The sequence below is a fragment of the Streptomyces sp. STAM6 genome, assembly GCF_054963715.1.
Genome location: NZ_JBUEFZ010000036.1, coordinates 42997 through 60449, shown reverse-complemented (window position 1 = coordinate 60449; position 17453 = coordinate 42997). Strand labels below are relative to the sequence as shown.

Genomic DNA, 17453 nt, shown 5'->3' with positions numbered 1-17453 from the left:
GGTTCCCGGGTTGCGAACAGTCGCACCGGTTGAACCAGTTTCACTTATTAATTAAAGAGTGTGCTTGTTCGCTAGAACCCGATAGGGTTTCGGTGGTCATAGCGTTAGGGAAACGCCCGGTTACATTCCGAACCCGGAAGCTAAGCCTTTCAGCGCCGATGGTACTGCAGGGGGGACCCTGTGGGAGAGTAGGACGCCGCCGAACAATCTTTGAAGGACCCTTGGTCCCAGCGTTCATGCTGGGACCAAGGGTCCTTTTTGTTTGCTTGATTTGCTCGAAGCGCGTCGGACGGCCGACTGCGCGAGAATGACTGCGGTACCCGAAGACAGGAGCCACGTCGATGTCCACCAACTCCTCCGACGATCGTCCGGAGCGCGAGCCGCGTCGTAAGGACGGCGGTGAACGGGGCGGCTTCCGGCGTGACAACCGTGGCGGTGGTTTCCGCCGTGACGACCGGCGCGATGAGCGGCCGGCGTTCCGTCGCGACGACGACCGTGACCGTGGGCCGCGGCGCAGCGACGACCGCGGTGGTTTCGGGCGCCGTGACGACAGCCGTGGCGGTGGTTTCCGTCGCGATGACCGGCGCGATGAGCGGCCGGCGTTCCGTCGCGACGACGACCGTGACCGTGGGCCGCGGCGCAGCGACGACCGCGGTGGTTTCGGGCGCCGTGACGACAGCCGTGGCGGTGGTTTCCGTCGCGACGACCGCCGTGACGACCGCCGTGATGACCGCCGTGACGACCGTGGTGGTTTCCGTCGTGAGGACACCCGTGGCGGTAGCTTCCGTCGCGATGACCGCCGTGACGACCGCCGTGACGACCGTCGCGATGACCGAGGCGGCTTCCGCCGTGATGACCGCCGTGATGACCGCCGCGACGACCGTGGCGGCTTCCGTCGTGACGACCGGCGTGACGACCGTGGCGGTTTCCGCCGCGAAGACGACCGTGGCGGCTTCCGCGGGCGGGACGACCGCCGGGATGACCGCCGCGACGACCGCGGTGGTTTCCGGCGCGGTGGCGACCGTCCGAGCTTCCCCCGCGATGACCGGGCGCCGCGCCGTGACGATCGGCGGGACGACCGAGGCGGTTTCCGTCGCGACGACCGGCGTGACGACCGTGGCACCTTCCCGCGCGACGACCGCGGCCAGCGCCGTGACGACCGCCGCGATGACCGCCGTGACGACCGGCGTGACGACCGTGGTGGTTTCCGTCGCGAAGACGACCGGGGCGGCTTCCGCGGGCGGGACCGGGACGACCGTCCCCGTGGGCCGCGTCGCGACGACGATCGGGGACGCGGTGGCTTCCGTGGGCGCGACGACCGCCGTGACGACCGCCGTGACGACCGCGGTCGGGGCGGCTTCCGCGGGCGTGACGACCGTGGCGGCTTCCGGCGGGACGACCGTGACCGCGAGCCCATCAAGCGCCTGCCGATCCCCCCGGACGTCACCGGGGACGAGATCGACAAGGACGTGCGGCAGGAGCTGATGAGCCTGCCGAAGACGCTCGCCGAGGACGTCGCCAAGAACCTGGTGATGGTCGCCAAGCTCATCGACGAGGAGCCGGAGAAGGCCTACGGCTACTCGCGCGTGGCGCTCCGCCTCGCCTCGCGCGTCGCGGCCGTGCGGGAGGCCGCCGGCTTCGCCGCGTATGCCAGCCAGAAGTACGCCGAGGCCCTCGCCGAGTTCCGCGCGGCGCGGCGCATGACCGGCAGCGTCGAGCTGTGGCCGGTCATGGCCGACTGCGAGCGCGGCCTGGGCCGGCCGGAGCGGGCGCTGGCGATGGCCGGTGAGCCCGAGGTGCAGAAGCTCGACAAGTCCGGTCAGGTCGAGATGCGGCTCGTCGCCGCGGGGGCGCGCAGGGACATGGGACAGCTGGATGCCGCCATCGTCACCCTGCAGAGCCCGGAGCTGGCGTCGAACTCCGTACAGCCGTGGACCGCGCGGCTGCGGTACGCGTACGCCGACGCGCTGCTGGCGGCCGGGCGTGAGGCCGAGGCACGTGAGTGGTTCGCCAAGTCGCTGGAGGCCGACAAGGACGGCGCGACCGACGCTTCCGACCGGCTCGCCGAGATGGACGGCGTCGAGTTCGTCGACGTGGCGGACGAAGAGGCCGACGGCGAGTTCGCCCACGAGGCGGACGATCCCCAGGCGGACGCTCCCGAGCAGCACGAGGACCGCGTCGAGCACGCAGACGACGACAAGGCCTGATCAGCCGGAATGACAGAAGGGCGGCACCCCGAGGGGTGCCGCCCTTCTGCGTTGTCGGCCGGCCGTTCAGTCGATCGTGAGACTGCGCAGGACGAGACCGGTCGCCGGCTTCGGGCCGAACGAAGTGGACTTGCGGGGCATCGTGACGCCCTGGCGGGCCAGGCCGCGGACCACGTCCTCGCGCACCGGATGCATCAGGACCGCCGTTCCGCCACGGCGCTCGGCCTGGATGACCGCGGCCTCGGTGTCGTGGATGTACGAGATGTGCTCGGGCGTGTCGGGTATGCGCCAGAGGTGGTCCAGCATGGCTGCGTGCAGGACCGTCGCGTCGAGCGTGCGCCAGGCCTCCGGGCGGTCGGCCGGGATCGTCCGGGACAGGAGGTCCTCGGAGGGGCGGTCGACCAGATGGAAGCGGCCGTCGCCGGCGAACAGGAAGGCGTTGCCCTCGGAGGCGGCGGACGCCAGGACCTCCAGGGCGTCCGGCAGGGGCACGTCGAGGGTGCGGACGCGGAAGGAGTCCCGGACCGCGGCCAGCGCGTCCGCGACGGGGAGGCGGTTCAGCAGCCGGTGGATGGCGCGTACCTGGAGCGGATAGCGAGCCGTGTCGATGAGGAGGACGAGCCCGTAGTTCCACGGGCCGGCCGACGGATGCTCCTCGCGCAGTCGCAGATAGGTGGCCCAGCGGTGGTGGCCGTCGGCGATGAGGGCCTGATGCCGCGTGAGATCCGCGGCGACCTCCGCCAGCTCGGCGGGGTCGGTGACCGACCACAGCCGGTGGCTGAAGCCGTCCTCGGTGGTGGTGGCGAGCAGCGGGGAGCGCAGGATGGTGCGCTCGATGACGGCGGTCGCGCCCGTGGCGCTGCCGTTGCCCCGGTAGGTCAGCAGCAGCGGCTCCAGATTGGCCGCCGTGCTGCGCATCAGGGCCGCGCGGTCCTCGACCACGTGCGGCATGACATCCTCGTGGGGCAGGACGATGCCCTCGGCCGGGGCGGACAGTTCCAGCGCGCCGATGAGGCCGCGCTGAAGCAGATCGCCCTTGCGCTGCTCGTATACGTAGAGGGCCGGTTCGTCGTCGGCGGCGAGGACGCCGTCGGAGAGCCAGCTGTCGAGGGTGTCCGCGGCGAGCTGGTGGCGGGCGCCGTTGCCGGCGGCCTGCGGCAGGATCAGCCGGACGATGTTGTGCGGGTCGGCCGACTCCAGGTGGTGCAGGCCGTCGGGCCGCACGACCACGTCGTACGGCGGTGAGGTCACCGCGGCGAGGCTGCCGACCCGGTCGGGGACATAGCGCAGTCCGCGGAACGGGATCAGGTGCAGGCCGTCGTTGGCCGCAGGACCTCTGGTGTTCATCCCCGCATCGTATGCGGGCGGATGCGATGAGCGATGATCGGGGGAGTGGCGTCGAGTGAGGAGAGCGGGACGATGGGTCAGCAGCAGGGCAGGAACCGGCCGGGTGGCAGTGCGACCGCGCTGAGCGAGGCGTACGACACGGCGCTGCTGGACCTGGACGGGGTCGTGTACGCCGGCGGGGAGGCCATAGCGCACGCCGTGGACGCGCTCGGCGCGGCCCGGGCCGGCGGTATGCACCTGGCCTACGTCACGAACAACGCGCTGCGCACGCCGGACGCGGTGGCCGCGCACCTGACCGAGCTGGGGGTACCGGCGGAGCCGGCCGACGTGATCACCTCCGCGCAGGCCGTGGCGCGGCTGATCGCCGAGCAGGTGCCCGCGGGGTCGCGGGTCCTGGTGATCGGCGGGGAGGGGCTGCGGGTGGCGCTGCGTGAGCGCGGTCTGGAGCCGGTGGAATCGGCGGACGACGACCCGGCGGCCGTGGTCCAGGGATACGGCGGACCGGAGCTGCCGTGGGGGAGGTTCGCGGAGGCGTCGTACGCCGTCGCGCGTGGGGTGCCGTGGTTCGCGTCGAACACCGATCTCACGATCCCGAGCCCGCGGGGGATCGCCCCGGGCAACGGGGCGGCGGTGGAGGTCGTGCGGATCGCGACGGGTGCCGAGCCGCAGGTCGCGGGCAAGCCGTTGCCGCCGATGCACCGGGAAACGATCCTGCGGACCGGTGCCGAGCGGCCGCTCGTCGTGGGCGACCGGCTGGACACGGACATCGAGGGGGCCTTCAACGGCGGTGTCGACTCGCTGCTCGTGCTGACGGGCGTGACGGACGCCGCGCAGCTGCTGGCGGCCGTGCCGCGGCACCGGCCCACGTACGTCGACGCGGATCTGCGGGGGCTGCTCACCGGTCAGCCCGAGGTGGCCGGTTCGGACGGCGCCGGCTTCTCCTGCGGCGGCTGGACCGCGGCCGCCCGCGGGGACGCGCTGGTGATCGACGGGGACGGTGCGGCGCTGGACGGGCTGCGGGCACTGTGCGCGGCGGCCTGGACGCAGGCCGGGCCGGGAGCGTGCACGCTCGACGCGGGGAAGGCGCTGGCGCGGCTCGGCTGGTGAGCCGGGGCGGGTCGCCGGAGGGAAAACAGGGCAGGCTAACCTAACCGGGTGTTGGTCGAGAGTCCTCCTGAACCGAGCGCGGACGCGGCGGCCGCGGCCGGGCCCCGTACGGGGCGCGCCTCCGTGCGCGCCGCTGGGCTGCTCGCCGCGGTCGCCGTCCTGCTGCTGATCTGCGTCGCGAGCATCGTGATCGGGGCCAAGCAGATTCCGCTCGCCGATGTCTGGCACGGCCTGTTCCGGTACACCGGTACCGGCAACGACGTCATCGTCCACGACCTGCGCGTGCCGCGGACCCTGCTGGGACTGCTGGCGGGTGCCGCACTCGGGCTGTCCGGCGCGGTCATGCAGGCGCTCACCCGCAATCCGCTCGCCGAGCCGGGGCTCATGGGCATCAACGCCGGCGCGTCGGCGGCCGTGGTGACCGCCGTCAGCTTCTTCGGCGTCTCCTCGCTCACCGGCTACGTCTGGTTCGCGTTCCTGGGAGCCGCCGTCGTCTCGGTCGTCGTGTACGTGCTGGGCGGCAGCCGCGGTGCCACGCCCGTGCGGCTGGCGCTGGCCGGTACCGCGGCCACCGCGGCGCTGTACGGCTACGTCAACGCCGTACAGCTGCTGGACGCGGCGGCCCTCGACCGGCTGCGGTTCTGGACCGTCGGATCGCTCGCCAACGCCGACATGGAGACGGTCCGCAAGGTCGCGCCGTTCGTCCTGGCCGGCGTGCTCCTCGCGCTGCTCGTGGCCCGGCCGCTGAACGCCATGGAGATGGGCGACGACACCGCCCGCGCCCTCGGCGCCCACCTCAACCGCACCCGCGTCCTCGCCATGCTGTCGGTGACACTGCTGTGCGGCGGTGCGACCGCCGCCTGCGGGCCGATCGTGTTCGTCGGCCTGATGGTGCCGTACCTCGTACGCGCCCTCACCGGCCCCGACATGCGGTGGATCCTGCCCTACGCGGCCGTCCTGTCGCCCGTGCTGCTGCTGGGGTCCGACGTCATCGGCCGGCTCGTCGCCCGCCCCGCCGAACTGCAGGTCGGCATCGTCACCGCGCTCGTCGGCGGGCCCGTCTTCATCCACCTCGTACGCCGCAAGAGGATGGCCCAGCTGTGAGTGCGACCCGTACGGCGAAGGTCACGGCCGGGGCGAGGACGATACGCACGCCCGGCGGCCTGTCCGTCCGCTTCCGGACACGGGCGGTCGTCGCCGTCCTGCTGCTGGCGCTGGCGACCCTGGCCGCCGGAGTCGTCCTCATCGGCAGCGGCGACTACCCCATCGCGCCCGGCGACGTCGTCGCCACCCTCCTCGGCGACGGCACCATGGCGCAGGAGTTCGTCGTCCACGACCTGCGGCTGCCCCGCGTCCTCGTGGCGATCCTGGTCGGGATGTCACTCGGCATCGGAGGCGCGGTCTTCCAGTCCGTCTCCCGCAACCCGCTGGGAAGCCCCGACATGCTCGGCTTCACTCAAGGCGCGGCCGTCGGCGCGCTCACCGTGATCGTGCTCTTCCGGGGCGGCTCGTCCGCCGTCGCCGCGGGTGCGGTCGTGGGCGGCCTCGCCGCCGGCGCGGCGGTCCATCTGCTCGCCTGGAAGCGCGGGGTGCACGGCTTCCGGATCGTCCTCGTCGGCATCGGCGCGACCGCCGTGCTGACCGCCGTCATCCATTATCTGATCACCAAGGCGCAGCTGGTCGACGCCACCCGTGCGGTGCTGTGGATGACCGGTTCCCTCGACGGGCGCGACTGGGCGCAGTTCCGGCCGCTGCTGGCGGTGTGCGCCGTGCTCGTCCCGCTGCTGCTGGCCTGCGGGCGGCCGCTGCGGATGCTGGAGATGGGCGACGACGCGGCGTACGCGCTGGGGGTACGGGTCGAGCGGACCCGGGCGGTGGTGATGGGCGCCGCCGTGCTCCTGGTGTCGGTCGCCACAGCCGCGGCGGGGCCGATCGTCTTCGTCTCGCTGAGCGCCCCGCAGCTCGCCCGCCGGCTCACCCGCTCCCCGGGTCCCAACCTCGGCGCGTCCGCGTTCATGGGCGCCGCGCTGCTCCTCGCGGCCGACTGGGCCGCCACCAACGCCTTCGGCGAGCGTCAGCTGCCGGTCGGTGTCGTCACCGGCATCGTCGGCGGCGGATACCTGCTGTGGCTGCTGGTCACCGAACGCAGGGCGGGCCGGATATGACCCCGTCGGCCTCCGACCCCCGCAAGAGCTCCGGCGACGCCTCCCCGAGCGCCGGCGACACCTCCAGGAGTACGACACCCATGCAGCGCCTCAGCGCCGAATCGGTCACCCTCGCCTACGAGCAGCGGGTCATCGCACGCGATCTGTCGGTCGGTATACCCGACAACTCGTTCACGGTGATCGTCGGCCCGAACGCCTGCGGGAAGTCCACCCTGCTGCGCGCCCTGTCGCGGATGCTGAAGCCGGCCGAGGGCCGTGTGCTGCTGGACGGCCAGGCCATCCACACGATGCCCGCCAGGAAGGTGGCGCGGACGCTGGGCCTGCTGCCGCAGTCGTCGATCGCGCCCGACGGCATCACCGTCGCCGACCTCGTCGCCCGTGGCCGCTACCCCCACCAGGGGCTGCTGCGCCAGTGGTCCAAGGAGGACGAGCGGATCGTCCAGGAGTCCATGGACGCGACCGGCGTCGGTGAGCTGGGCGACCGCTACGTCGACGAGCTGTCCGGCGGCCAGCGCCAGCGCGTGTGGATCGCGATGGCCCTCGCCCAGCAGACCCCGCTGCTGCTGCTCGACGAGCCGACCACCTTCCTCGACATCCAGCACCAGATCGACGTGCTGGACCTGTGCGCCGAGCTCCACGAGACGCAGGGGCGCACCCTGGTCGCCGTCCTGCACGACCTGAACCACGCGGCGCGGTACGCCACCCACCTCATCGCCGTGCGCGGCGGCGAGATCGTCTCCGAGGGGCCGCCGTCCGAGGTGGTCACCGCCGAGCTGGTCGAGCGGGTCTTCGGGCTGCGCTGCCAGGTCATCGACGACCCGGAGACGGGCACGCCGCTGGTGGTCCCGGCGGGGCGGAAGGCACGCGCCCGGGCGGGCGCCGCGGCCGGCGCGCTAGAGAAGTGAGCGCAGCCGCATCAGGTCGCGGAGGCCCGCCTCCAGCCTGACCCGGCCGGAGGCCCACGCCCGCGCGAAGTTCAGCTCGCCGTCCACCATCGCCACCAGGTCGTCGCCGCTCATCGCGAGCCGGATCTGGGCCTTCTCGGCAGGCAGCCCGTCCACCCGGTCCAGCACCTCGATCCGGCCGTCCGCGAGGCGGCCCGTGAACGTGGTGCCGAGGTCCGTGATGTGGCAGCTCAGAGTGCGGTCGAGGGCCGCCGCGCCGCGCACCTCGCCGTTCGCGCGCCGCAGGTTGTCGGAGAGTTTGTCGAGTGCGCTGCGGCACTCCTCGATCGTCGCCATCGTCACCGACCGTACCGCAGGGCTTCGCGATAGCGTCTGGGCATGAACGACGTGATGCCCGAGGCCGCCGACGTGCCCCCCGAGCATGCCGTGGACGTGTCCGCCGACGCGCCACCCGAGCACGCCGTGGACGCGCCCCCCGAGTACGCCGTCGACGTGCCCGCCGAACCGGGTGCCGCACGGCGGCCCGCCGAGGAGGCCGCACAGGATGCCCCGTCGGAGGCCCACGGAGAGCAGGCGGCCGACGACCACGAGCCCGCGGCGCCCGCGCCGCTCGGCGTCGAGCGCGTCCCGACCGGGCACCCCCGGGTCGACGCCGCCCTGGAGCGGCTGGGCGACGCCGACCACCTCGCGGCGGACGGACACCTGGAGGTGTACGAGGATGTACACCGGGGACTGCGCGACACGCTGACCGCGCTCGACGCACGCCCCCAGCCCGCACCGCCGTACGACAACAGGAGCTGAACCGAACGTGGCAGGAGTGGCACGCCGCCGTCTCGACGCCGAGCTGGTACGCCGCAAGCTCGCCCGCTCGCGCGAACACGCGAGCCAGCTGATCGCCGCGGGGCGGGTGACCGTCGGCAAGACCGTCGCCACCAAGCCCGCGACGCAGGTCGAGACCGCCGCCGCCATCGTCGTCGCCCAGGACGACGCCGACCCGGACTACGTCTCGCGCGGCGGCCACAAGCTGGCCGGGGCGTTCGCGGCGTTCGTACCGCGCGGACTGCGGGTCGAGGGCCGGCGGGCCCTCGACGCCGGCGCCTCCACCGGCGGCTTCACCGATGTCCTCCTGCGCGCCGGCGCCGCCCACGTCGTCGCCGTCGACGTCGGCTACGGCCAGCTCGCCTGGTCCCTGCAGAGCGATGAACGGGTCACCGTCAAGGACCGTACGAATGTCCGTGAGCTGACGCTGGACGTGATCGACGGAGAGCCGGTGGACCTGGTGGTGGGTGACTTGTCCTTCATCCCGCTGGGCCTCGTGCTGCCCGCGCTCGTCGGAGTGTCGGCGCCCGGCGCCGACCTGGTCCTGATGGTCAAACCGCAGTTCGAGGTCGGCAAGGAGCGGCTGGGCAGCGGCGGCGTCGTACGCAGCGCGGAGCTGCGCGCGGACGCCGTCCGCACCGTGGCACGGCAGGCCGGCGAACTGGGGCTCGGCGTGCTGGGGGTCACCGCCAGCCCGCTGCCCGGCCCCTCGGGCAATGTCGAATACTTTCTGTGGCTGCGGGCCGGGGCGCCCGCGCTGGATCCGGCGGATGTGGACCGCGCCGTGGCGGAGGGACCTCGTTGACATCGACGACAGCAGTTTCGACAGCACCGACCGATTCCACGACACCAGCACAGCGCACGGTCTTCCTGCTCGCGCACACCGGCCGCCCGGCCGCCGTCCGCAGCGCGGAACTCGTCGTGCTCGGGCTGCTGCGCAGCGGACTGGGCGTGCGGGTCCTGGCCGCCGAGGCGGCCGACCTGCCACTGCCGCCGACGGTGGAGACGGTCGCCGAGGCCACCCCGGACGTGCTCGACGGCTGCGAGCTGCTGATTGTGCTCGGCGGGGACGGCACCCTGCTGCGCGGCGCCGAGTTCGCCCGCGCCTCCGGCGTGCCGATGCTCGGCGTCAACCTCGGCCGGGTCGGCTTCCTCGCCGAGGCCGAGCGGGACGACCTCGACAAGGTCGTCGACCGGGTGGTCACCCGGGCGTACGAGGTCGAGGAGCGCATGACCCTCGATGTCACCGTCTACGACAACGGTGATGTCCTGCACGCCGACTGGGCGCTCAACGAGGCCGCCGTACAGAAGGTGGCCCCGGAGCGGATGATGGAGGTCGTCCTCGCCATCGACGGCCGTCCGGTGACCGGGTTCGGCTGCGACGGCGTGATCTGCGCGACGCCGACCGGCTCCACGGCGTACGCCTTCTCGGCCGGCGGGCCGGTGATCTGGCCCGAGGTGGAGGCGCTGCTGATGGTGCCGATCGGCGCCCACGCGCTGTTCGCCAAGCCGCTCGTCACCACCCCGGACTCGGTGCTGACCGTGGAGGTCGAGCCGCACACCCCGGACGGGGTCCTGTGGTGCGACGGGCGACGGACCATCGAACTGCCCGCCGGGGCCCGGGTGGAGGTGCGCCGGGGCGCCGTGCCGGTGCGGCTCGCGCGGCTGCACCACGCGTCGTTCACGGACCGGCTCGTCGCCAAGTTCGCCCTGCCGGTGTCCGGTTGGCGCGGCGCCCCGCACTGAGCGGACCCGGCGGGTGACTCCGCCGCGGCCGGCTACGCGGCGGTGACGACCCCGATGGCACGGTGCCGCAGCACCGCCCGCACCGGCAGCCCGGTGGCGAGCAGGGCCAGCAGCACCGTGCCTCCGGCTATGCCGAGGAGTACCGGCCCGGGGAGGTACGGCACGGGCGAGCCGTACACCGTCATGAGCATCGGGGCCAGCGTCGCCAGCGCGACCGCACCGCCCAGCACCAGCGCCGTCAGCGACACCACCAGCGCCTCCCAGGCCGCCATCGCCCGCACCTGGCCGCGCTGCGAGCCGATGACCCGCAACAGGGCGACGTCGCGGCGCCGCTCGAACGAGATCATCGCCAGGGTGTTGGCCGCGGCCGTCGCCGCGAAGCCGGCGTAGAGAGCCGTCCCGCAGTAGTCCAGCCACACCTCGCTCGCGGTGCCGGCCGAGCCGGTGCGGTGCTCGGCCGTCGTACGGGCGGCGATCTTCGTCACGCCGAAGCCGACCACCAGCACCAGCGGGATCACCGCCGCCGCGAACCGCCTCGGCTGGGACCGCACGTTCAGCATCGCCAGCCGGGCGCTCGCGCCGAACCTCCCGGTGACCGCCGACACCAGGCGGGCGACCGGGCCGACCACCCGCGGCCCCAGCAGTCCCGTGCCCACGCAGAACAGGATGAGGACCAGGAACGCCCCCTGGTTCGCGTCCTCGGCCGGCCCGCGCGACAGCAGGACGGACAGAACGGCCCCACCGGCGACCGCGACCAGCCCGAGCAGTGTCCTCGGCCACCCGAGGCCCCGGCGGCCCTCCGAGGCCTCCGCCAGCGCCCTGGAGGGGCGCAGCAGCGAGAACCGCAGCGAGGAGAGGAAACCCGCGAGCGTGGCCGTCACGGCGGCGACCGCCAGACACACCGGCAGGGCGAGCCAGCCGAAGCGGAACTCCGTCCCGGCCGGCACCAGACCGCGTGCCGCCATCCCGTCGAACCAGAGCCGCGCCAACAGCCCGCCAGGGACGAACCCCACCGCGGCGGCCGGCAGGGACGCCATGAGCGCCTGCACGACCACCACACGCCGCACCTGGCGCGGCCGGGCGCCCACCGTCCGGAACAGTGCCAGCTCCCGGTGCTGCTGCGCCACCGCCGTGCCCATCGTCGACGCGATCACGAAAATCGACATATAGACAGAGCCCATCAGGAGCACAAGCGCCGTCTCACCCGCCGCCCCGGTCGTCAGCATCATCGTCGACGCGCTCACCACGGTCGAGGCGAAGAGCGCGGCCACCGCCGTGCCTACGAAAGCGGGGCGGTGCGCGCGCAGGGTGGCCCCCGCCAGTCCATTACTCATGATGATCAGCGTGCCGCCGGCCACCTGCCCGGACCATGAGGGAGGCCACCCGGACGAGCGGGGGTAAACCCCACCCCGTTGGGTGACAGACGGATCACGGCCCTCCGCCACGACCTGCGGCTTCGGCGACGCGGGGCGGGGGCCGTCGCACATCGGGTCCCGGACCTCGTAAGGTCTTCCCCGTGTTGGAGGAGATGCGGATACGGTCGCTCGGAGTCATCGACGACGCGGTGGTCGAGCTGTCACCCGGTTTCACCGCGGTCACGGGTGAGACCGGCGCGGGCAAGACCATGGTCGTCACCAGCCTCGGGCTGCTGCTCGGCGGGCGCGCCGACCCCGCCCTGGTGCGGATCGGCGCCGCGTCGGCCGTCGTCGAGGGGCGGATCAGGGTGGCGCCGGACGCCCCCGCGGCGGAACGGGCCGGGGAGGCCGGGGCCGAGCTCGACGACGGCGCGCTGCTCATCAGCCGCACCATCTCGGCCGAGGGCCGCTCGCGCGCGCACCTCGGAGGGCGCTCCGTGCCCGTCGGCATGCTCGCCGAGCTCGCCGACGAACTCGTCGCCGTCCACGGCCAGACCGACCAGCAGGGCCTGCTCAAGCCCGCCCGGCAGCGCGGGGCACTCGACCGGTACGCGGGCGACGCGGTCGCCGGCCCGCTCGCCGCGTACGGCGAGGCGTACCGGCGGCTGCGGGCCGTCTCCGCCGAGCTCGACGAACTCACCACACGGGCCCGTGAACGGGCCCAGGAGGCCGATCTGCTGCGCTTCGGCCTCGGCGAGATCGAGGCCGTCGAGCCGCGGGCCGGAGAGGACGCCGAGCTGGCCGCCGAGGCCGAGCGGCTCGGTCACGCGGAGGCCCTCGCCTCGGCCGCCGCGCTCGCCCACGGGGCGCTGGCCGGCAACCCCGAGGACCCGGAGGTCCTGGACGCGACGACCCTCGTAGCGAGCGCCGGCCGGGCGCTGGAGGCCGTACGCTCACACGACCCGGCGCTCGCCGTCCTCGCCGACCGGATGGGTGAGATCTCCATCCTCCTCGCCGACGTCGCACAAGAACTGGCCGGGTACGCCGACAACCTGGACGCCGACCCGCGGCGGCTCGCCGCCGTGGAGGAGCGCCGCGCCGCGCTGACCGCGCTCACCCGCAAGTACGGCGAGGACATCGCCGCCGTACTGGCCTGGGCCGAGGACGGTGCCGCCCGGCTCACCGAACTGGACGGCGACGACGACCGGATCGGCGAACTCACCGCGGAGCGCGACGCCCTGCGGGCCGAACTGTCCGGGCTGGCCCAGGCGCTGACGGACGCCCGGACCGAGGCGGCGGCACGATTCGCCGAAGCGGTCACGGCGGAACTGGCGTCGCTGGCCATGCCCCACGCGCGCGTGTCGTTCGACATCCGCCAGACCGAGGACCCCGACGGCGTCGAGGTCGGCGGGCGCACCGTGGCGTACGGCCCCATGGGCGCGGACGAGGTGGAGCTGCTGCTCGCCCCGCACCCCGGGGCCCCGCCGCGGCCCATCGCCAAGGGCGCCTCGGGCGGTGAGCTGTCCCGCGTGATGCTCGCCGTCGAGGTGGTCTTCGCCGGAACCGACCCGGTGCCGACGTACCTCTTCGACGAGGTCGACGCGGGCGTCGGCGGCAAGGCGGCCGTGGAGATCGGCCGCCGCCTCGCCAAGCTCGCCAAGTCGGCCCAGGTCGTCGTCGTCACCCACCTCCCGCAGGTCGCGGCCTTCGCCGACCGGCAGCTGCTGGTGGAGAAGACCAACGACGGCTCGGTGACCCGCTCCGGCGTCACGGTCCTGGAGGGCGAGGACCGGGTGCGCGAGCTCTCCCGCATGCTGGCCGGCCAGGAGGACTCCGAGACGGCCCGCGCCCACGCGGAGGAACTCCTGGCGACGGCCAGGGCGGACGCCTGAGGGGTGTGCGTGCGGGGCCGCCGCCCCGCACACGCCGGCGCGGCGGCTTCGCGCCGCACGAGATAACGGGCGGCATCGGAACCGCGCCGGCGAGCGGCCGGGCCGGCCCCGCGACCCGGCCCGGTGCCGAGCATGGCGCACCCGTGGCGATCCATCGCGGCGTGCGCGGCGTGCCGGACCGGTCGACCACGCCACCGATCCTCCTGGAGGAGAACCCCACGACACCGGGCCGGCAGGGAGGCGAGCACGGGCCGGCGGCGCCGACCGCCCCCGCGGCGCGCATCCCGCCGGAGCCGGGCTCCGGTGCCGCCGGACACTCCTCGTAGGGTGTTTCCCATGATCGGAATCAGCAGGCTGACCGCGTTCGGGCTCGCCGCCGGTGCCACCAGGGCCGTCTACGCGGGTCTGCGCCGCCGCAGGGACGAGCGGTGGGAGCGGCGGAACCACGCCGGGCGGACCGTCGACCTGTACGCCGGGCCCGCCACGGCCCTCGGCACGGCGCTCGGGGCCCTTCCCGCCGCCGGGCGGGGACCCGCCGCGTTCGCCGTCCTCGCCGCCGGGGCGTGCGGGGCGTACGACGACATGCGGGGCGACCACCGGCGGGGGTTCCGTGCCCACCTCGGTGCCCTGCGGGCCGGTGAGGTCACCAGCGGGGCGGTCAAGCTGCTCGGGATCGGCGCCGCCGGGCTCGTCGCGGGGGCGCTGCTCAAGGAGAAGCCCGTCGACAAGATCCTCGCCGGTGTGGTGATCGCCGGCACCGCGCACCTCGTCAACCTCGTGGACGTACGCCCCGGACGCGCCGCCCTCACCGTCCTCGCCGCAGGCGCCCCCGGGCTGCTGCGCGGGCCGCTCGCCGCCGCGCCGATGGGCGCCGCCGCCGCGATCCTCGCCGACGACCTCGGGGAGCGCACCATGCTCGGTGACACGGGAGCCCACGCGCTCGGCGCGGCTCTCGGCGCCGCCGTCGCGACCGGCAACGGACGCCTCGGACTCATCGCCCATGCCGCCGCGGTGGTCGCCGCAGCCATGTGCGGGGAACAGGTCAGCCGACTCGCCGGATCACCCGTGTGAGTGATATCGGGTGACCGTTATTGCCCAGCGACACGGGTGCTTTGCCGCGCCGGTGCCGGAACGTGCGTACGGGCTGGCATTCTTGGGCGCGTGACACAGCTGCGTACGGTCCAAGTGCTGGGCGGCGGCAGCGCGGGCAGCAGCGCTCATGTCAGATCACTGGCCGCCGGGCTCGTGGCAAGGGGCCTGCGGGTGACCGTGTGCGCCCCGGCCGAACTGGACCACGACTACGACTACCTCGGCGCCGGGGCGCACTTCGTTCCCGTGCCGCGCCGCGGCGACCCGCTGGCCATCGGGTCGCTGCGCGCCGCCTGCGCCGACGCGGACGTGGTGCACGCCCACGGACTGCACGCGGCGCTCCGGGCGGCGCTGGCGATCGGCTCCCGCCGCGTACCGCTCGTCGTCACCTGGCACACGCGCGGCCACGCGTCGGGCGCCAGGGGGCAGTTGCTCCGGCTCATGGAACGCAAGGCCGCACGGGCGGCGTCCGTCGTGCTCGGCACCTCGTCCGAACTCGTCGACCGGGCCCGCCGCAGGGGTGCCCGCGACGCCCGCCTGGGGCCCGTCACCATACCGGCCGCCCCGCGCGGTGCCGACGTGCACGACGGCAAGGCCCGGGCGGAACTGGGAGCCATGGACCGGCCGTTGCTCATGGCCGTCGGCGCGCTCGAACCGCACCGGGGCTACGACACCCTTCTCGACGCGTCCCGGGCGTGGCTCGGCCACGAGCCCGTACCGCTCGTCGCCGTCGCCGGGGAGGGCCGGCTCCGGGGCCCCCTGCAACGCCGGATCGACACCGAGGAGTTGCCCGTGCGGCTGCTCGGCCGCCGCGAGGACGTCACCTCGCTGCTCGCGGCGGCCGACATCGCGCTGCTCCCGAGCCGCTGGGAGGCCCGCGCCCCGCTCGCCCAGGAAGCGCTGCGCCTGGGCGTCCCGCTGGTCGCCACCGCCGTGGGAGGAGTGCCCGAACTGGTCGGCGACGCCGCGGTCCTCGTCCCCTACGGCGACGCCACCGCCCTCGCCTCAGCCGTCACCGCCCTGCTCGCGGATCCCGCCCGGCGCACCGCCCTCTCCGCGGCCGGCCGGGCCCAGGCGGGCACCTGGCCGACCGAGGACGAGACGATCGCCCAGGTCCTGAGCGTCTACGACGAGCTGTGCGCGCGCGTTTGACGGGGCCGCCGCCACGGCGTCATGTCGTGTAACGGCGGGCCCGCAGCGCCAGCGACAGGGCGAGGACGGTCTGCGGGTCGTCCAGGTCCGTGCCCAGCAGGTCGCCGATCCGGGCCAGCCGGTTGTAGAGCGTCTGCCGGTTCAGATGGAGCTCCCGCGCCGTCTCCGCCTTGCGGCCCGCGTGCGCCAGATACGTCTGCAGCGTCGGCAGCAGCGCCGGCCGGGACGTCCGGTCGTGCTCCCGCAGCGGACCGATCGCCCGGTCGACGAACGCCGCCAGATCGGGGTGCTCCCGCAGCCTCCACAGCAGCAGGTCGATGTCCAGGCGCCGGGCGTCGTACCAGGGCCGGTCCGGCAGGCCCTGCGCCGCCGTCGCCGTCTCCGCCGCGTGCCGCAGGCCCGCCGAGGCCGCCGCCCAACCGCCCGCCACGCCCACCACCACGACCGGCGGGTGCGCCCCGGGCCGCTCCATACCGGCCCGCTCCAGGCCCGCCCGGAGCGCCGCCGCCACCCGGTCGGCGACCGCCGTCCGCTCGGTCTCGGCCCGCAGTCCGAGCAGCACCGGCACGCGGCCCTCGACCGGCCGGACACCCAGCAGCGCAGGCACGCCCACCGACGCCAGCTCCTCCAGCACCGCTCGCGCGAGCAGCGCCCAGTTCCCGGACGGCGACGGCTCCGGGCCCAGCCGCATCACCACCGGCAGCAAGGGCCCGTCGCCGGGCTTGAAACCCAGGACACGGGCCTGCGCCGGCGCGTCCTCCGCCGTGATCCGGCCCTCCGCCAGGTCCGTGAGGAAGTCGCCGCGCCCCCGCGCCGCCAGCTCCTCCTCCTGCCGGGCCTGCATCAGCACCACCGCGAGGAGGCCCGCCGCCCGCTCCGCCGCCATCCGGTGCACCGGCCGCAGCACACCGGACACGGCCGGAAGCACCAGCCGCGCGCGCACCGAGCCCGCGCCCGGGCCGCCGCCGGGCACGTCCACCAGCACGGAGCCGGCCGGCGGTCCCGCCTCACGGGCCGCCCGCTGCCCGCGCAGCCCCTCCCACACCTGCAGGGGGTCCGCGCACACGGGCCCCGACTCCGTCCCGGAGGCGTACAGCAGGGAGCCGTCCGCCGTCTCCAGGAAGACCGGGTTGGCGGTGAAGTCGGCGAGGATCCGCAGCACCTGCGGCACCCCACCGCCGCCGAGCAGCGCCTCCGTGCACCGCCGGTGCACTTCCTCGGCCTGCCGGAGCAGCGCGTAGTGCCCGTTGACGATCTCGGTGTGGACCTCCTCCGTCACCGAGACGAACGGCACCTCCCGGTGCAGCTGGACCAACGGCAGGCCCGCGGCGCGTGCCGTCTCCACGATCGTCGCGGGCAGCCGCGAGAACCTCGGCCCGAGCTCCACGACCAGCGCCGCGATGCCCCGTTCCGCGAGCCGCCGCACGAACGCCCGCTGCTCGGCCGGCCGGGTGCCGAGACCCAGCCCCGTCGTCAGCAGCAGCTCGCCGCCCTTCAGCAGCGACGCGATGTTCGGCACCTCACCGGCGTGCACCCAGCGCACCGTGCGGTGCAGCCGGTCCGCTCCGGCCACCACTTCCGGGAGCCCGCCGCGCAGCCCGGGCAGCTCCAGCGCCCGCTGCACGGTGATCCCGCCCTGTTCGTCCATGCCCTCGGACGCTACCCGGGG

At 74.2% G+C, this 17453-nt stretch carries 16 protein-coding genes, 1 rRNA gene and 1 pseudogene; 14 read left to right on the top strand and 4 right to left on the bottom strand.

Going from position 1 to position 17453, the window contains the following annotated elements; genetic code table 11:
- The first annotated feature begins 88 nt into the window (after positions 1-88).
- From rrf to ACY34K_RS28965, 3 genes and pseudogenes are all read left to right on the top strand, one after another.
- Positions 89-205, top strand: a 5S ribosomal RNA gene (gene rrf, locus ACY34K_RS28975).
- A 106-nt stretch (positions 206-311) separates the two neighbouring features.
- Positions 312-953 (top strand): annotated as a pseudogene (locus ACY34K_RS28970) (tetratricopeptide repeat protein); the annotation flags it as partial.
- Positions 954-1424: 471 nt separating this feature from the next.
- A complete protein-coding gene (locus ACY34K_RS28965) occupies positions 1425-2207 on the top strand; it encodes a tetratricopeptide repeat protein (RefSeq protein WP_462752334.1) in 783 nt (260 codons plus the stop codon).
- A gap of 66 nt (positions 2208-2273) precedes the next feature.
- On the opposite strand, the gene ACY34K_RS28960 is transcribed toward ACY34K_RS28965, so the two are convergent.
- A complete protein-coding gene (locus ACY34K_RS28960) occupies positions 2274-3554 on the bottom strand; it encodes a DUF1015 family protein (RefSeq protein WP_462752324.1) in 1281 nt (426 codons plus the stop codon).
- A 72-nt stretch (positions 3555-3626) separates the two neighbouring features.
- Between ACY34K_RS28960 and ACY34K_RS28955 the strand changes: the two genes are divergently transcribed.
- The 4 genes from ACY34K_RS28955 to ACY34K_RS28940 all read left to right on the top strand — a co-directional run bounded on the left by ACY34K_RS28955 (position 3627) and on the right by ACY34K_RS28940 (position 7731).
- Entirely contained in the window at positions 3627-4661 is a 1035-nt protein-coding gene (locus ACY34K_RS28955; protein WP_462752322.1) for an HAD-IIA family hydrolase, read from the top strand.
- 48 nt (positions 4662-4709) lie between these two features.
- Positions 4710-5765, top strand: coding sequence for a FecCD family ABC transporter permease (locus ACY34K_RS28950; protein WP_462752320.1), 1056 nt, complete (start codon positions 4710-4712; stop codon positions 5763-5765).
- Complete coding sequence (locus ACY34K_RS28945; protein ID WP_462752318.1) at positions 5762-6826, top strand: FecCD family ABC transporter permease; 1065 nt, start codon at positions 5762-5764, stop codon at positions 6824-6826. The genes ACY34K_RS28950 and ACY34K_RS28945 overlap by 4 nt, the downstream gene beginning before the upstream one ends.
- Positions 6827-6906: 80 nt before the next feature.
- Positions 6907-7731, top strand: coding sequence for an ABC transporter ATP-binding protein (locus tag ACY34K_RS28940; protein WP_462752317.1), 825 nt, complete (start codon positions 6907-6909; stop codon positions 7729-7731).
- On the opposite strand, the gene ACY34K_RS28935 is transcribed toward ACY34K_RS28940, so the two are convergent.
- On the bottom strand, positions 7720-8067 hold the full coding sequence (locus ACY34K_RS28935) for an SCP2 sterol-binding domain-containing protein (protein ID WP_462752315.1): 348 nt from the start codon (positions 8065-8067) through the stop codon (positions 7720-7722). The genes ACY34K_RS28940 and ACY34K_RS28935 overlap by 12 nt on opposite strands.
- 156 nt (positions 8068-8223) lie before the next feature.
- Here ACY34K_RS28935 and ACY34K_RS28930 point away from each other — a divergent pair, with 156 nt between their 5' ends.
- Genes ACY34K_RS28930 through ACY34K_RS28920 form a run of 3 tightly spaced genes read left to right on the top strand, consistent with a single transcriptional unit; the run spans position 8224 to position 10296 of the window.
- Complete coding sequence (locus ACY34K_RS28930) at positions 8224-8532, top strand: hypothetical protein (RefSeq protein WP_462752332.1); 309 nt, start codon at positions 8224-8226, stop codon at positions 8530-8532.
- Positions 8533-8539: 7 nt separating this feature from the next.
- On the top strand, positions 8540-9355 hold the full coding sequence (locus ACY34K_RS28925) for a TlyA family RNA methyltransferase (RefSeq protein WP_462752313.1): 816 nt from the start codon (positions 8540-8542) through the stop codon (positions 9353-9355).
- The gene (locus tag ACY34K_RS28920) at positions 9352-10296 is read left to right on the top strand and encodes an NAD kinase (protein WP_462752311.1); all 945 of its coding nucleotides are present in this window, start codon (positions 9352-9354) and stop codon (positions 10294-10296) included. The genes ACY34K_RS28925 and ACY34K_RS28920 overlap by 4 nt, the downstream gene beginning before the upstream one ends.
- A gap of 32 nt (positions 10297-10328) precedes the next feature.
- Here ACY34K_RS28920 and ACY34K_RS28915 read toward each other — a convergent pair whose 3' ends face one another.
- Positions 10329-11630 carry an FtsX-like permease family protein gene (locus ACY34K_RS28915; protein ID WP_462752309.1) on the bottom strand — a complete coding sequence of 434 codons (1302 nt, stop codon included), beginning with the start codon at positions 11628-11630 and terminating at the stop codon, positions 10329-10331.
- Positions 11631-11824: 194 nt separating this feature from the next.
- Here ACY34K_RS28915 and recN point away from each other — a divergent pair, with 194 nt between their 5' ends.
- The 4 genes from recN to ACY34K_RS28895 all read left to right on the top strand — a co-directional run bounded on the left by recN (position 11825) and on the right by ACY34K_RS28895 (position 15784).
- The gene (gene recN, locus ACY34K_RS28910) at positions 11825-13543 is read left to right on the top strand and encodes a DNA repair protein RecN (protein WP_462752330.1); all 1719 of its coding nucleotides are present in this window, start codon (positions 11825-11827) and stop codon (positions 13541-13543) included.
- A 143-nt stretch (positions 13544-13686) separates the two neighbouring features.
- Positions 13687-13869, top strand: a complete 183-nt coding sequence (locus tag ACY34K_RS28905) for a hypothetical protein (protein WP_462752307.1) — start codon at positions 13687-13689, stop codon at positions 13867-13869.
- 10 nt (positions 13870-13879) lie between these two features.
- Positions 13880-14614 (top strand): hypothetical protein, encoded by a 735-nt coding sequence (locus ACY34K_RS28900; protein WP_462752306.1) that lies wholly within the window; start codon positions 13880-13882, stop codon positions 14612-14614.
- Positions 14615-14704: 90 nt separating this feature from the next.
- Positions 14705-15784, top strand: a complete 1080-nt coding sequence (locus tag ACY34K_RS28895) for a glycosyltransferase family 4 protein (RefSeq protein ID WP_462752304.1) — start codon at positions 14705-14707, stop codon at positions 15782-15784.
- Positions 15785-15803: 19 nt separating this feature from the next.
- On the opposite strand, the gene ACY34K_RS28890 is transcribed toward ACY34K_RS28895, so the two are convergent.
- Positions 15804-17432 (bottom strand): PucR family transcriptional regulator, encoded by a 1629-nt coding sequence (locus tag ACY34K_RS28890; protein WP_462752302.1) that lies wholly within the window; start codon positions 17430-17432, stop codon positions 15804-15806.
- Positions 17433-17453: the final 21 nt, after the last annotated feature.